18 protein-coding genes are annotated in these 15,378 nt (G+C 41.0%); 15 read left to right on the forward strand and 3 right to left on the reverse strand.

Annotated elements, in window-relative coordinates:
* Positions 1 to 10 precede the first annotated feature (10 nt).
* A complete protein-coding gene (locus SporoP17a_RS14495; protein WP_083035341.1) occupies positions 11 to 406 on the reverse strand; it encodes a DUF7147 family protein in 396 nt (131 codons plus the stop codon).
* A 71-nt stretch (positions 407 to 477) separates the two neighbouring features.
* Here SporoP17a_RS14495 and SporoP17a_RS14500 point away from each other — a divergent pair, with 71 nt between their 5' ends.
* The 3 genes from SporoP17a_RS14500 to coaD are packed head-to-tail and all read left to right on the forward strand — an operon-like array spanning position 478 to position 2,958.
* Complete coding sequence (locus SporoP17a_RS14500) at positions 478 to 1,920, forward strand: hypothetical protein (protein ID WP_083035342.1); 1,443 nt, start codon at positions 478 to 480, stop codon at positions 1,918 to 1,920.
* A complete protein-coding gene (gene rsmD, locus SporoP17a_RS14505; RefSeq protein WP_083035343.1) occupies positions 1,917 to 2,471 on the forward strand; it encodes a 16S rRNA (guanine(966)-N(2))-methyltransferase RsmD in 555 nt (184 codons plus the stop codon). Before SporoP17a_RS14500 ends, rsmD begins: the two co-directional genes overlap by 4 nt.
* 4 nt (positions 2,472 to 2,475) lie before the next feature.
* Positions 2,476 to 2,958 (forward strand): pantetheine-phosphate adenylyltransferase, encoded by a 483-nt coding sequence (gene coaD / locus SporoP17a_RS14510; RefSeq protein ID WP_083035344.1) that lies wholly within the window; start codon positions 2,476 to 2,478, stop codon positions 2,956 to 2,958.
* 144 nt (positions 2,959 to 3,102) lie between these two features.
* Here the strand turns inward: coaD and SporoP17a_RS14515 are convergent, their stop codons facing one another.
* Entirely contained in the window at positions 3,103 to 3,987 is an 885-nt protein-coding gene (locus tag SporoP17a_RS14515; protein WP_156890586.1) for a hypothetical protein, read from the reverse strand.
* 127 nt (positions 3,988 to 4,114) lie between these two features.
* Between SporoP17a_RS14515 and SporoP17a_RS14520 the strand changes: the two genes are divergently transcribed.
* The gene (locus SporoP17a_RS14520) at positions 4,115 to 5,161 is read left to right on the forward strand and encodes a SepM family pheromone-processing serine protease (RefSeq protein WP_083035346.1); all 1,047 of its coding nucleotides are present in this window, start codon (positions 4,115 to 4,117) and stop codon (positions 5,159 to 5,161) included.
* A gap of 4 nt (positions 5,162 to 5,165) precedes the next feature.
* On the opposite strand, the gene SporoP17a_RS14525 is transcribed toward SporoP17a_RS14520, so the two are convergent.
* Complete coding sequence (locus tag SporoP17a_RS14525) at positions 5,166 to 6,344, reverse strand: nucleotidyltransferase (RefSeq protein ID WP_083035347.1); 1,179 nt, start codon at positions 6,342 to 6,344, stop codon at positions 5,166 to 5,168.
* Positions 6,345 to 6,470: 126 nt separating this feature from the next.
* Between SporoP17a_RS14525 and SporoP17a_RS14530 the strand changes: the two genes are divergently transcribed.
* The 11 genes from SporoP17a_RS14530 to ftsL all read left to right on the forward strand — a co-directional run bounded on the left by SporoP17a_RS14530 (position 6,471) and on the right by ftsL (position 15,367).
* Complete coding sequence (locus SporoP17a_RS14530) at positions 6,471 to 7,001, forward strand: YceD family protein (protein WP_083035348.1); 531 nt, start codon at positions 6,471 to 6,473, stop codon at positions 6,999 to 7,001.
* Between the two features lie 25 nt (positions 7,002 to 7,026).
* Complete coding sequence (rpmF, locus tag SporoP17a_RS14535) at positions 7,027 to 7,200, forward strand: 50S ribosomal protein L32 (protein ID WP_029052386.1); 174 nt, start codon at positions 7,027 to 7,029, stop codon at positions 7,198 to 7,200.
* Between the two features lie 108 nt (positions 7,201 to 7,308).
* On the forward strand, positions 7,309 to 8,070 hold the full coding sequence (locus tag SporoP17a_RS14540; RefSeq protein WP_083035349.1) for an enoyl-CoA hydratase/isomerase family protein: 762 nt from the start codon (positions 7,309 to 7,311) through the stop codon (positions 8,068 to 8,070).
* 133 nt (positions 8,071 to 8,203) lie between these two features.
* Positions 8,204 to 8,419 (forward strand): acetyl-CoA carboxylase biotin carboxyl carrier protein subunit, encoded by a 216-nt coding sequence (locus tag SporoP17a_RS14545; protein ID WP_083035350.1) that lies wholly within the window; start codon positions 8,204 to 8,206, stop codon positions 8,417 to 8,419.
* A gap of 81 nt (positions 8,420 to 8,500) precedes the next feature.
* Positions 8,501 to 9,988 (forward strand): acyl-CoA carboxylase subunit beta, encoded by a 1,488-nt coding sequence (locus SporoP17a_RS14550; protein WP_083036138.1) that lies wholly within the window; start codon positions 8,501 to 8,503, stop codon positions 9,986 to 9,988.
* A 55-nt stretch (positions 9,989 to 10,043) separates the two neighbouring features.
* Positions 10,044 to 10,937: a 2-dehydropantoate 2-reductase gene (locus SporoP17a_RS14555; protein WP_167693443.1), complete on the forward strand. Its 894-nt coding sequence runs from the start codon at positions 10,044 to 10,046 to the stop codon at positions 10,935 to 10,937.
* Entirely contained in the window at positions 10,931 to 11,311 is a 381-nt protein-coding gene (locus tag SporoP17a_RS14560) for a DUF3397 domain-containing protein (RefSeq protein ID WP_167693444.1), read from the forward strand. The genes SporoP17a_RS14555 and SporoP17a_RS14560 overlap by 7 nt, the downstream gene beginning before the upstream one ends.
* 84 nt (positions 11,312 to 11,395) lie before the next feature.
* The gene (gene bshC, locus SporoP17a_RS14565; protein ID WP_167693445.1) at positions 11,396 to 13,012 is read left to right on the forward strand and encodes a bacillithiol biosynthesis cysteine-adding enzyme BshC; all 1,617 of its coding nucleotides are present in this window, start codon (positions 11,396 to 11,398) and stop codon (positions 13,010 to 13,012) included.
* 584 nt (positions 13,013 to 13,596) lie between these two features.
* Complete coding sequence (gene mraZ / locus SporoP17a_RS14570; RefSeq protein WP_083036139.1) at positions 13,597 to 14,028, forward strand: division/cell wall cluster transcriptional repressor MraZ; 432 nt, start codon at positions 13,597 to 13,599, stop codon at positions 14,026 to 14,028.
* 17 nt (positions 14,029 to 14,045) lie between these two features.
* Positions 14,046 to 14,978: a 16S rRNA (cytosine(1402)-N(4))-methyltransferase RsmH gene (gene rsmH / locus SporoP17a_RS14575; RefSeq protein WP_083035354.1), complete on the forward strand. Its 933-nt coding sequence runs from the start codon at positions 14,046 to 14,048 to the stop codon at positions 14,976 to 14,978.
* Between the two features lie 17 nt (positions 14,979 to 14,995).
* Positions 14,996 to 15,367, forward strand: a complete 372-nt coding sequence (gene ftsL / locus SporoP17a_RS14580) for a cell division protein FtsL (protein ID WP_083035355.1) — start codon at positions 14,996 to 14,998, stop codon at positions 15,365 to 15,367.
* Positions 15,368 to 15,378 lie beyond the last annotated feature (11 nt).

The following is a 15,378-nucleotide window of genomic DNA, read 5'->3' on the forward strand; positions in this document are numbered from 1 at the left end:
CTGCCGCTTATTAATGTAGCGGCGGCAACAAGTGATTTAAGCGTAAAATCCCGGTAATATATTGGTAAAACAGCTCGTTTTCAGCAAATTCGGATGAGTGCTTTATTTCCACTCTGACAGGATTTTTATTCAGCGACTCTGCATGCTTAACAAACAAGTCATAACGTTTAGATGGTTTGTCCGCAGAATAGCGAATTCCTTCTCTGCAAATATAGATTGGCATGAAATGATTGTTTTCAGTTGCAGGAGAAAAAGAAACAGCTAATGACAATTGTTCATTAGAATGATAGTTGGATGATAAGATATAGGTCCTATAAATTCGGTGGGCGTTCGTAGACATTAACTCGAGTAATTCATAGATGTCGCTATAGCCTTCCCCTAGTTCGATAAAACGTTGTTGGATCATAATCAAGCGCTTCCTTTCAGGCGATTAGTAATGGTTCATGTCCATCATACCATGTGATGAGGTGTTGTACGTTGAAAGTTATTATAAGGCTCGCATTTCTTTTGGCGGCAGTAAACGGTGTACTCGTTTATTTGCATTACAGCCAATCGGTCAATGCAAATGGAGAAGGCGCGAATTCAGGAACCTATCGTCAGGAAATCGAAGTCATCAATCGAGCAGATGGATTGTACATTCGTCACCACTTTTATAACTTGTCGGAAGGTAGACACGAGATTATTTGGCCAGAAGAAAGTGTAGAACGTGGATGTGAAGCTGTAGATTCCTCTTCATGTGCTCGACTTAATGATTCTAGTGTGGCATTCGAAGAAGGAGAACGTGATCAACAATCCATTGCCTATAAATTGCCGAAAAAGACGCCGCTTACCGGACGTAAATTATTTAAAGAGCCTTTTGTAATTCTTCGGGAGGCAAAACCATTGACGACTGTTCTTCATGTGACAGATGAGCAAGATATTGGTGGCATGTGGGTAACGGGGTTGGAACGTGTAGGAAAGGCAAATAAAGAACGCATTACCTATCGTTTATACCGTGGCGTAGGATTTGTTAATGAACTGTATTGGCAATCGCGGGACGTGCCTTTGGCATACTCTTCAAACAAGCTGACGATCTTCGGTGAAGGTATCGATAAAAAGTATAATGATCGGCTTGTACAAATGATGGAAGCCATCGGTGGAAACCATGTGAGTGTAGTACTAGCTTCAGCTAATAAGCCGCTGTATGCGGAGCGCTTTATTGTGGAGAAAATGGACAATCTATCGCTAGTAATAAAACAAGTAGCTAAGATGAGTGTTCATTCACGTTTCATTTTACAAGCGGATGAACCATCTATGAGCAGCATGATTGCATCTATACTTGGAGAGGCTCCAGTAGGAACGAAAGCGGAACAAGCCGTGTTTACTCGTTTGAAAGAATCGATCTCAGCAGAGCAATATCAAGCATTGCGCCAAAACGTCCGAGAAAAAATTGGTAAAAAGCTATCGTCATCCGATTTGGATCAGTCGTTGTCAAAAATACTTGCATTCGACACTCAATATTTTCATATGACAATGAAGGAACAGCGATATAACTATCCATTTCTGTTGCTTGATCCCCGGACTGTATTGCTTGATGGAGAAGAAGTTCCAGAAGTGAAGGTAATAGTACAGGACGGTAAGAGTTTTTATCCAGCAGAAGAATTATTGTCGAAGATGGGCTATTCGATACGTTCAAACGAGCAGTCAATTTATATCGACGGTCCAAATCGTGCTTATCGTTTTTCGAAATTAGAGCCTTTCTACGTTATGAATGATCGTAAATTTGATTATACAGAAAAGCCTTATACCTCAATTAATAAAAAGTTATATTTTGATGAAAATTGGTTGCGACGAATCTTCTTTGTATTAATAGATAAGTCGGATGAAACCATTTCTATCGAACAAGTTGAAAAGATGATAAAGGAGATGGGAAAAGAATGAGAGTCATTTCCGGTTCGAGAAAAGGTACGTCTTTGAAATCCTTGCCAGGCACGTCCACGCGTCCGACATCAGACAAAGTAAAAGAGTCTGTTTTCAACAAAATTGGCCCTTACTTCGATGGAGGAACTGTTGTCGAGTTATTTGGCGGTAGTGGCTCCATTGCTATTGAGGCGTTGTCAAGAGGGATGGAACAAGCTGTTGTATTTGAAAAGAATCCGAAAGCGTGCGCTATGATCAAAGCGAATGCAGAAAAATGCCACATGGAAGAATGTCTGCAAATCGAAAAAAAGGATGCACGCCAGGCTGCTACAGTTCTTAAGTCTAAAGAAGTTTCTATTGATCTGCTATTTGTAGATCCCCCCTATGCAACGGTCGAATACTATGATGTAATTAAAGACGTAATAGCACAAGGAGTAGTGGCGGAAGATGCAACCATCATTTGTGAACACGATAAACATATAGAATTGCCTGAACATTACGATACATATAGTCAAATCAGTTCCGCCACTTATGGAAATACTGCTATTACGATTTACAAGAAAAGAGGCTAACAGCATGACACAAATCGCAATCGTACCGGGAAGTTTCGATCCGGTAACGAACGGACATTTAGATATCATTGAAAGAGCAGCAAAAACATTCCCAGAAGTGCATGTTGCCGTGATGAATAATTCTTCCAAAAAGCCATTGTTTACAGTGGAGGAGCGTATTGCGCTTATTCATGAAGCTATATCAAAGTATGACAATGTCAAGATTGACACGTCTTCAGGACTGTTGATTGATTACGCACAAGAAATTAACGCGTCTGTCATCGTTCGAGGCTTGCGCGCAATTTCAGATTTTGAATATGAAATGCAAATCACATCGATGAACCGAGTGTTAGATGAAAGTATTGAAACGTTCTTCGTGATGACAAAGAGTCAATATTCATTCCTCAGCTCAAGTATCGTCAAAGAAGTGGCACGTTACGGTGGAGATGTCTCTACGCTCGTACCGCCGCATGTCAATTTAGCCCTAAAAGGGAAGTTTGAAAAATAAAAATACGAAGTAAAAAGTGAGAAAAGGATGTCCTCTACGGGCATCCTTTTTTACGTAGAATTACTTGTAGCAACGAATACTTTTCGAAGTGTAAGTGAAGAATGAGTGTAAAGGAATTACGCTTCATCATTATTTAGTACTTGCTCAATAAATCCAAATGAACAATATAGGGACGAGTAGCGTGTTCCATACCCTTGCAATCACATAAGGGAGTATGCGTATGCCAGCGCTCTTGGCGATCGTCATGACTTGCATGTGGATGCTCATACCGTTAATCGACAGAATTGCCGCGATGAGCATTGGATAAATTGCATCTCCTGCGAAATGCTCGGTAGCAGACTGGACGCCGGAAGTCATCTCGAAGACCGCCAGCAATAAAGTTTTCGTTACGCCCATATCCACGGTGATGATGGAAGATATGGAATACGATAGCACATTGCCGAGAGAAGAGAAGAAGATGACCGTGGTGGCCACTAATAATATAACGGATGAACTATCCTTAATCGAGCGCAGCAAAGGAGATGTTTTATGATCTTGTTGAGGGATGACGGGTATAGCTGTCTGTTGGTACCGGCTACCTAGAAGAGACATGGCCAATACGAAAAAGACGATATTAGCTAGATGAATGGCAATCAATAATTTCCAACCACTTGTAGTACTACCGAATAATTCGTTACCAACAAAGCCAATAATGAACATAGGCCCCGGTGCATGACAAGAAGCAACAAGCAAACTACTTTCAGCTGCAGAAATCTCACCGTTCTTTTTCATTTCACTAACAGTCACGGCACCTACCGGAAAGCCCCCAAACGAACCGAGCACATAAGCCTTTATGTAACGACTCCATTGACTAGTGCCTTGTTTGCTAGGCATTTTCAATAACCATTGCGTCAATATAATATACGGTAGTAAATAGGGAAGTAACGCATGAGTGAATAATTGGGCGCCCGAAACAGCTCCTTCATGTGCGACATCTGGCTGCAAAATAAATAAAATAATTAGCGCCCAGATGAAGAGTACGTTACTCATTGTTCGATACGGCAGGATTGTCATTAAAAAGCATCTGTCGCACTCCTTCCTAATTTTTGAAATACCTTACCATCTACCGTAATATATATGTAGTATTCGTACAGGCTATTAATGGAGGTGAGCTTTTATGAAAATGCGTAAATGGGTGATCGCTGCGGTAATCTTGCTAGTGGTAGTGGTTTTAGCACTTTATCCGTTAGATATGTATATTTCTCGACCAGGCGGAGCTTATGATTTGGCACCACTTGTAGAAGTAGTTGGCGGGGATACGGACGAAGTAGGAACATTTAGTTTGATGACCATTGCAATCGGCAAGGCAACACCTGTAACGTATGCTTGGTCGAAATTTTCAGATAAAATGAAACTGTTGCCGGCTACTCAAGTGAGAAGGCATGGTGAAAGTGATGAAGAGTACGGGGTGCGCCAGAAGAAATTGATGGCTGATTCTAAAACGCATGCCATATCAGTGGCGTTCGATAAGGCAGGTTTGCCAATCAATAGAAATTTCACAGGCATCTTTGTAGCGGGTGTATTACCAGCAGGAGCGTCAGCAGGCAAGCTTAAAGTGGGGGATGTGATTCAATCGATTGATCAACTAAATCTCACTTCAACAGATGCATTTATGCAAAAGATTAGTGGTATGTCAAAAGATCAGAAAGTACATTTACAAGTGGAACGTGGAAAACGGAAGTTGGATGTTCCAGTAGAATTAAAAGAACTTCCGGGGAATGACGGTCGAGTAGGTCTTGGAATAGAGTTTGAAGAGCAGGTCAAATTGGAAACGGATCCCAAGGTAGATATTCGTACAGAGGAAATCGGAGGGCCTTCAGCGGGTTTGATGTTCACGCTGGAATTGATGAATCGTCTAGTGGAGGCCGATTTAACAAAGGGGTATAATATTGCAGGAACTGGCGAGATGCTCGAAGATGGATCAGTAGGACGGATTGGTGGGATTGACTTCAAAGTCATTGCAGCTGATCGTCAAGATATTGAGATCTTTTTCGCGCCTGACGATGAAGTACCAGAAGAAGTGAAAAAGAAGAATCCGCAGCTTCTCTCAAATTATGATGAAGCGAAAGCAACTGCGGATAAAATAGGTACAAAAATGAAAGTGGTCCCAGTGAAAACGATTGATGATGCGTTAAGTTACTTGGAAAAGCTAGAAGAAAAGTAAATGGTCACAGCAAAATGGGTGGTGTTTTAAAATCGAGACCTGGCTCTCTTTGGATGCCACACATATAAATGTCTGTACTTTTAATATCCATTAGTAGTGAAAGGTCCTTGTATGAACCTGCACGACTTATAACTGGCAAAGTCACTTCTTTTTTTTCTGTGCGTAAATAACTTCTTCCACTTGTAGACATACCAAGTAACCGCAGATAAGATGGACTTGTAATTTGTGCACGCATTGATTTTCGATAACCGGTCAATATATGCACTAACATTCGTTGTATTCGCGTCCAAGTGTAACGTTTGGATTTCACAGCTTTCATAAATTCTTGGAAAGTAGCATGTTCTTTTGCAGCGCGCCATAAAGAAAATTCAATTCCTTCCGTAATATCTGCAATGGATGCCAATTGTTCAGGCCCTTCACGAAGAATCATATACCGAAGAAATGGATAGAGATGATCCCAGCTTTGATGAGGTTGTTGTTGAAGTAGCTCAAAAGAAGCTGAAGGCATGAAAGGTCGGACGTGCGTGGCATCAGTCTCAAGTAGTTCTTTGCGTATACCTGTAGCGCTAGCAATAGAATCTTCAGGCAATACTTCATCATGATAATGTGTGCCTTTTCGCTCGAGTGTGACAGCCATCATATTCGACTGAATTTCTTTTATGGCTTGCATGTAATGAAAACCTAGAATGTTATTCGGTTCTGATAAATCAGCAAGTGGTTCATCAGTCATGCGTGAAATTTCTTCATATGCAATTCGCAATGCGTTCGGATAACTGATTCCTTCTTGCATGGCATTCTTTATAGTTTTGTCATAAAGTTCTTTATGTGTATTCATTGTGTCCAAACTATGCATAAATGGCGCGATGTGTCCTTCTTCACTGCCGAAACAAATGTACTTGCATTGAAGAGCATCCAAGATTTGTACAGCTCCTTTCGCGAATTGTGGAGCGTGGGCTGTAGAATAAGCATAAGGCAACTCGATGACGAGGTCTGCACCACTAGCCAGTGCCATGCGTGCTCGTGTCCATTTATCAACAATCGCAGGTTCACCGCGTTGAAGAAAATGTCCGCTCATTACGGCGATGATGACATCCGCGTCTGTCAGTCTTTTCGCTTCACTGAGATGGAACAAATGGCCATTATGGAAAGGATTATATTCAACGACAATACCAGTAGCTATCAATGGAATCCTCCTCTGTACTTGCGTATAATGAATTATAACGTTAAACTTATAAGGGTGACAAGAAAATATCTTGACATCCCTTATTTTAAATACTATAATCAACATTGTTGTCTTGAGGTGATAGACATGAAATGGTCCATTCATCAATTACGGAAACATAGGCAAGGCCCGCTACTGTTTGACGAAACAGTGAATTTGGATTCCGTGAAAAATCGGAATGAAGAAATTAGGGCAATTCAGCCTGTTCGAGTAAGTGGAACATGTACAATTGGTGAGAAAAAGTTAACATGCCAGCTTCGGCTAGAAGGTTCAATGATTTTGCCTTGTGCACGTACGTGGGAAGACGTCGATTATCCTTTCTCCATTGAAACAGTTGAACAATTCAGCTGGGACGAGGAGACACTTCAAACGGATGATGAAATTCATCCGGTTGATGGAGAAATAATTGATTTCACTCCTGTATTGGAGGAACTGATTTTGCTTGAAATTCCAATGCAAGTATTCTGTGAAAATGCAGATGAGATGCAACAGATGGAAGGCAAAGGTTGGTCCTATACAACCGATGAAGAATTGGAAGCGCAACGACAAGAAGCAGAAGAAAAAGTGGATCCTCGCTTAGCGGGATTGGCTAATTTTTTTGAAACCGATAAAGAGTAAACCCTTATAAGGAGGTGCCCCCCCAATGGCAGTACCAAAGAGAAGAACTTCTAAAACAAAGAAAAATATGCGTCGAACTCATTTCAAAATTGAAGCGCCAGGTATGACTACTTGCGACAACTGTGGCGAAATGAAATTGGCACACCACGTTTGCAAATCTTGCGGACACTACAAAGGAAAAGACGTTGTAGGCGAATAATTTAGATTCTACACAACGAATATAAAGACTACCTTGAGACCATGGCTCAAGGTAGTCTTTTTTGTTTTGTGCAAAAGTGGTATGCTAAATGGAAAAGGGGGAATTTCTTTGTCTTATTCTATAAAGATCGATCAGTCCATAGCGTATTTTACAATTAATCGTCCTGCCATGCGAAACGCGGTAAATTATGATGTCATGGAAGGGCTTGAATCCTTTCTAGATCAAATTGAGGATGATCCTGAAATTTCTTTTGCCGTCATTACAGGAGAAGGTGACATGGCATTTTGTTCAGGCGGAGATCTTAGTGATTTTCACGGCTTTCAGACAGCAGAGGATGCATTTCCGATGCTGAGTAGGGGGGCTAGTATTTTATATCGGATTGCTACATTACCGATGCCTACAATAGCACTGGTAAATGGAGCAGCAGTTGGTGGTGGCTGTGAACTGGCCACAGCTTGTGATTACCGTTTGGTTGCCTCCCATGCAAGAGCTGGATTCATTCAAGGTACTCTGGCGATCACGGCTGGTTGGGGAGGAGCCACACTGTTATTCGAAAAAAACGGCCCACATGATCGTTTGCTGAAGTTTACCAGTAGAGCCGGCATTCATTCACCTGAACAATTACTGGAGCTTGGCTGGGCAACTGAAGTGTATGAGGGAGATACCGAAGTAGCGCTTGATCAGTTTCTAGCTCCAAAGCTAAAAGTACATAGAAATGTACATCGTGCGTATAAATCCATCGCCACTAGGAATTGGAAAACAAACGGGCTTGAGCACGCTATGCAAGAAGAAGCCCGCATTTGTTCCGTTCTCTGGGAAAGTGATGCACATCATGAAGCAGTTCAAAGTTTTTTAACGAAAAGTAAGTAACGTTTCAATCCCGGCAGGCATAGACTGTCGGGACTGTTTAAAATGCACTTGTAAACGGTTCCATAAGTAAGGTACGTTATCTATTAAGAAGTTATTTTTAATAAGTGGTAGTAAGGAAATGAGGAGTGATGGTATGCAAGAAGTAAAAGCAACTATGGCAGGTACGATCTTTCAGATTGAAGTGAAAGAAGGAGACGCAGTGACGAAGGGACAAGTTGTCGTTATTTTGGAATCTATGAAGATGGAAATTCCGCTAGAAGCCGAAGTGGATGGAACGGTGAGTAAAATCCACGGGGCTGAAGGCGATTTTGTAGATGAAGATGAAGTGTTAGTTACCATTCAATCGTAACGAAAGGTGGGAAATTCTTTGACAAAAGAATCATCAAATACCTCGTATAATGAAAAGCTTCAAGAAATCACTACTCACGTTATGGCGGGTGGTGCAGAAAAATATCATAAGAAATTAGAGGAACAAGGTAAGTTATTCGTTAGAGAGCGGTTGCGTCTTTTATTTGATGAAGGCAACTATGTAGAGGATGGAAAATTTGCAAACTGTGAAGCGAAAGATCTGCCTGCAGATGGAGTGGTGACGGCTACTGGGAAAATTGATGGTCAAACGGTTTGTGTCATGGCTAACGACTCTACAGTGAAAGCGGGTTCATGGGGTGCAAGAACAGTAGAGAAGATTATCCGTATCCAAGAAACAGCTGAAAAGCTTCGTGTACCATTATTGTATTTAGTGGATTCCGCTGGAGCACGTATTACAGATCAACTAGACATGTTCCCAAATCGTCGTGGGGCCGGTCGTATTTTCCACAATCAAGTGCGTTTATCGGGTGTCATCCCGCAACTGTGCCTCCTATTCGGACCATCTGCAGCAGGCGGTGCCTATATTCCAGCCTTCTGTGACGTGGTCATCATGGTAGAAGGCAATGCTTCCATGTACTTAGGTTCACCACGGATGGCTGAAAAAGTCATAGGTGAGAAAGTAACGCTAGAAGAAATGGGTGGCGCACGCATGCATTGTACTGTAAGTGGTTGTGGTGACGTGCTAGTAGATACGGAGGAGCAAGCGATTGCAAAAGCTCGCAAATACCTCTCGTACTTCCCTGAGAATTTTGAAGCACCTGCCAAATTAGGGGTACCCCATGAAGCGAAAGAAGGGCGTTCATTAGAGGAAATTATTCCCGCAAACCAAAATGCACCATTCGATATGTATGAAGCTATTGATCAATTAGTAGATGATGGTAGCTTGTTCGAAATCAAGAAGTTATTTGCACAGGAGGTTATTACTACTCTTGCACGTATTGACGGACGGCCTGTAGGGATTATTGCGAATCAGCCCAAAGTAAAAGGTGGCGTGCTGTTTGTGGATTCAGCGGACAAGGCAACAAAATTCATTGCATTATGTGATGCTTTCTCCATTCCATTGTTGTTCCTAGCCGATGTGCCAGGGTTCATGATTGGGACGAAAGTGGAACGGCAAGGAATTATCCGCCATGGAGCTAAACTCATTATGGCGATGAGTTCCGCGACTGTGCCGAAAATTTCGGTCGTTGTGCGAAAAGCATATGGAGCAGGTTTGTACGCGATGGCAGGTCCAGCTTTTGAACCAGATGTCTGTATTGCGTTACCGACTGCGCAAATCGCTGTAATGGGTCCTGAAGCAGCTGTCAACGCGGTATATTCAAATAAAATTGAAGCCATTGCGGATCCAAAAGAAAGAATGGCATTTATTAAAGAGAAGCAGCAAGAATATAAAGAGGAAATCGATGTCTATAAAATGGCCTCAGAACTTATTATTGATGAGGTGGTTGCACCTCATCATCTTCGGTCCGTGCTTGCTGAGAGATTGGGATATTATGAAACGAAAAAAATTATGAATTCTTCGAGAAAACATCCTGTCTATCCTGTATAATAAAATGTACCAACAGAGACGCCTTCACTGGGTCTCTTTTTTAAGGAGGAAAGCTATGCGATTTGTAGTGGTAGGTGGGGGATCTATAGGATTATTAATCGGTTCCTATTTAGCTCAACATCAGGCAAATGTCACCTTTTGGGTAAGGCGAGAGGAGCAAGCAAAGCATTTACGTAGTGGTCTGGTGAGAGCGCCAGAAAACTTTACATATGAAGTAGATTCAACCATACATATTGAAGAGTTGCCGACAGAAGCGGTATGGATCATTGCGGTGAAATATGATGCGTTACCCGTTGTATTGTCAGAAATCAGCACTTTACCTATACAGCCCCATTTGTTGTTTATCCAAAATGGAATTGGACATCTATCGTTGATTGAGCAGTATCCACTCGGGCATGTGTCGTTCGCTACAGTTGAGCATGGGGCAGTTAGAATAGATGACCGAACAGTCTCACATAACGGTATCGGGCCTATTAACATTGTAGAAAATGATCAAATTGCTCCAATCATACAGTGGTTGCAAGAAATAGATCCTCAGAACTTTCCGATTACTACGCAACAGAATGCTAAACAGTTATTGTTTCGTAAAGTACTGATCAATTGTGCGATCAACCCACTAACGGCATTGTTGGAAATTAGGAATGGACTGTTGTTAGAAAACCCTTACTTCCAGGTGTTATTCCGCCAGCTATGCGAAGAGTTACTCAGTAATTTTGAAGAGTATAGTGATCTACTGAGCTATGATGATATAGAAGAAGTATGCCGAAAAACAGCCTCTAATCAATCATCTATGCTTGTAGATAGAATAAAAGGACGGAATATGGAAATTGAGACTATTTTAACAGCAGTGTTGAAAGAAATTCATCAAAAAGGTGGCAGTGCTCCTTTTTTACGAACGCTTGAGACTGCACTGCTTGGAATAAACAGGAGTGAATGTGGCGGATGTTAACGAATATACTTGGAGCGTTATTATTGTTCCCTTTTATAATTTTAGTCGTATTAATTATTGTGGCGAAGAAAATAGGATTACCTAAAAAGAAGAGGATCGGATGGGCGGTAGATTGGACGACACCGTTTATGGTATTGACCGTTTTAATTTTGATTCGTTCGATTTGGGATGTTTGGTTGCCCATACTGTTAATCGGAGTATTGTGTTTGATTGCGATCGGATTTGCAGTTATAGAACGGTCCAGGGAAAAAGAGTTTCGGTCATCTTGGGTGTTACGTAGAACATGGCGAGCGTATTTTCTACTCTTAACAGTGGCTTACTTTTTACTGTTCATTATTGGAATTACGGTGCAGATCATCCGCAACTTGAACTAGGGAGTACTCGTAAGCGTATCAATTCAACCTGGTCAGGTGAGATGATATACTTGCGTTAGTATGGTACATAAAGGAGTTTGTGTAATGGACTTGGACACAATGGAGTTGCCGAAAAAGAATAAATTGATGGAATCGTATCGTCACGATCCGCAATTTCTCCATAAATATTTTGAATATGAAATGACACCAGTAGGGTTTGAAGATAGAGCAGAAGAATTGCATCAACGCTCTTTTCAAAGAGAAAAACTAGCTGCTGCGGTAGAAAGTTATATGGAGCCCTTTGGAATATCAGATGTGGCTGCTCAGTATATACAAGAGCTTTCGGAAGGTGCGTTAGTAGTGATTGGCGGACAGCAAGCGGGGGTTTTGACAGGTCCTTTATATTCTGTTCACAAAGCGATATCTGTGATTTTATTGGCACAAAAACAACGAAAAACACTAGAAAAACCTGTAGTTCCTGTTTTTTGGATTGCAGGAGAAGATCATGATATCAATGAAATCAATCATACATACACTGCGAAGGCAGGAAAAGCGATCAAACGGCAGTTTAAACAGCAAACCATTTTAAAAACGATGGCTTCAGACACACAGTATGATCAAAAAGAAATGACAGCATATATTAAGAAGATTTTTAAAAGCTACGGAGAGACGTCTTATACGCAAAAGTTATTGCATGATGTGTTGCAAACTGTAGAGCAAGAACAGAATTTCACAGCTTTCTTCACCTCGCTGATGAATGAACTATTTACTGCACATGGATTGTTATTTATAGACGCAGCTTATAAACCATTGCGTCAATTGGAATCGCCTTACTTCTCACAAATGATTGAAAATACTGAGGCCATGGCAAAGAGCATTTACTATACAGAACAACAACTCCACGCAGATGGGTTTGCAAAGCCAATCGAATCAGAAGAGCAAGACGCTAATCTATTTTATGTTCATGATACAGGGAGGGTATTGCTCCGAAGAAAAGATGGAAAGTTCGTCAATGAACAAGCGGGGATTACCTATACAGAACAAGAAATGCATCATCTTGCAAAAAATGAGCCTTGGTTGCTAAGTAACAATGTAGCCACAAGACCTATTATGCAAGACCTCGTATTTCCTGTATTGGCATTCGTCGGCGGTCCTGGCGAAATTGCCTACTGGTCCTTACTGAAAGAGGCTTTTCATCTTATGGGAATCAAAATGCCGGTAATTGTACCAAGACTTTCTATTACTTTGGTCAACAGACAAGTCCAGGAAGCTTTAAAACTTACGGACATTACGATGACTCAAGTAATGAATCACGAACTACCTGATCTTCTTGAAAAATGGCTAGAGCAACAGCGAGATGAGCAATTTGACCGTTTGTTGATGGAAACGCAGAGTCAATTACAAACGCAGTATAAACAGTTACATTCACATCTAGAAACGTCAGATCCGGGACTACTACAATTACTTGATAAAAATTTACAGTTCCATAAGAGCCAGTTTGACTATTTACAGAAGAAAAAAGAGCAGTCTATTTTGCTGAAACATCACGTACAATATGAGCGCTATCAGGTTATTTCGGAACAGCTATTTCCTGAAGGTTCCCTTCAAGAGCGTCTCTATTCACCATACTTTTACATGAACCAGTTCGGTAAAGGATTGATTGATGAGTTACTAAAACAACCTTATACATTTAATGGATCACACCAACTAGTCTATTTATAAGAAACTACTTAAACCCGCCATTCGTTCTATGAATGGCGGGTTTAATCTGCGTGTAGAAAATTGAGAATTCGTTGTAGTGAGAGTTGTTACTTTAGAAGAGCCGCATGTTGGATTTGCAGAGAATAGATATTCTGAGATCCATACGTAGTATGTTTCGGTTCCTGTATAACAAATGGTAGTCACTCGATGTTGTGAATTGAAGTAGTAGTAGTTGAAATCTTTTATGGATGAATTAAATCTAAACTTGAAATTAAAAAAGTTTAAATGTAACACTATGTCCCATACTAATTTTATATATGATTTATTGCCCATCCCACTTTTTTTAGCATGCTTTAAGCTTCTCTAATGAGAGCTGCTAAATCTTCTTACTCACTAAACAAGTCCCGATTGAAACTAGAAAAATTTTAAGGGTAACGGCGTAAGAAAATTGCGAAAAAAGTAGTTTTATCGGGATACGGGGAGGAATGTAAATCAGAAAGAAGTACTATTGACACATTTTAATAATTATGCGAAGAAAAACGGCATAGTGGGTGGAGGAAAGTGGGGGGATGTGGTACATTATTTCATACAGTGGGGTGAATTATATGTTCATGGGTGAGTATCAGCATTCAATTGATATGAAAGGTCGACTGATCGTTCCTTCGAAATTTCGGGAGCTACTAGCAGAAGGCTTTATTTTAACCCGTGGACTGGATAATTGCTTGTTTGGATATCCACTGGACGAATGGCAAAAGCTTGAAGAAAAGTTGAAAGCGTTGCCGGTAACAAAAAGAGATGCTCGTGCATTCACTCGTTTTTTCTTTTCAGGAGCAAGCGAAGCAAGTCTAGATAAGCAGGGGAGAGTAAATATACCTGCAAACTTACGGGAATTCGCGAAGATTGAAAAGGACTGTATGATTATCGGTGTATCCAGCCGGATTGAGATCTGGTCTGCAGAACTATGGGAAGCGTACTACGAGGAATCTGAGGAATCATTCAATGACATTGCAGAAAACCTTATTGATTTTGAATTTTGAAAGCAGGCGGAATAACCATGTTTAACCACACAACAGTATTACTGCATGAAGCCGTCGAAGGCTTGAATGTAAAAGAAGATGGCATTTACGTGGATTGCACACTTGGTGGTGCAGGTCACAGTGAAGAAATTGTCAAACTTCTATCATCTGAAGGACAACTAATCTGCTTCGACCAAGATATGACGGCCATTGAAGCAGCGCAAAAAAAGTTATCGAACTATACAGCACAAGTGCACTTCGTTCATGCAAACTTTAAAGACTTAAAAAATGAATTAGCAAAATTGGGAATCTCTCATGTTGATGGGATTTTATATGACCTAGGAGTTTCTTCTCCGCAATTGGATACACCTGAACGAGGCTTCAGTTACCATCATGACGCTCCCTTGGACATGCGTATGGATACGTCTGCGCCATTGACAGCATATGAAGTGGTCAATGAATGGTCGTATTCAGATTTGGTCAGAATAATCTTCCGCTATGGTGAAGAGAAGTTCTCCAAGCAAATCGTTCGTAAAATTGAAGAAGCACGCGCTAATGCGCCTATACGTACAACAGGAGAACTGGCTGAACTTATTAAAACAGGTATACCAGCAGCCGCTAGAAGAACCGGTGGCCATCCTGCAAAACGTGTTTTCCAAGCTATACGAATTGCGGTCAATGATGAGCTAGGAGCAGCTGAACAATCTATAACCGATGCCCTTACGTTATTACGTAAAGATGGCCGAATCAGCGTAATTACCTTCCATTCACTTGAAGACCGCCTATGTAAAACTATTTTTAAGGAAGCTTCTTCCATGCCGGAGTTGCCGCCAAACTTACCTATTATACCTGAAGGGATGGATCCGGATTTCCGTCTTATTACGCGAAAGCCAATCATTCCCACAGATGAAGAAATAAAACATAATAAACGTGCCAGATCAGCAAAATTACGAGTTATAGAGAAAAAATAGAAAAGGGGAATTGAGCCATGGGACTAGAACAACGGAACTTAAATACGTTACAGACACCAGAGGTAGAACCACATACAGACCAAAATCAGCCACAGGTTGTCCGCCGTGTAAAAAAGCGTTTTTCTAAGGGCGAAAAGATATTGTTCACTTTATTTGCAGCATTTACAATCGGATCATCTTCCATGCTTTTACAGACGCATTCTGATATAAACGCTATAAATAAAGAAGTACAGTTAATGAACTCTGAAATTGAAAATACTACAAAACAAAATATTGAATTGTCCATTCAAGTGAGTGACAAATCCACTTACGAACGTATTTGGAAAAAAGCACAAGAGAGTGGTTTGAACCTTAACGAAGGCAACGTAAAGGTCGTACCAGGACGATGAAGAAGTTTCGC

The organism is Sporosarcina ureae, assembly GCF_002082015.1.
Taxonomy (GTDB): Bacteria; Bacillota; Bacilli; order Bacillales_A; family Planococcaceae; genus Sporosarcina; species Sporosarcina ureae_A.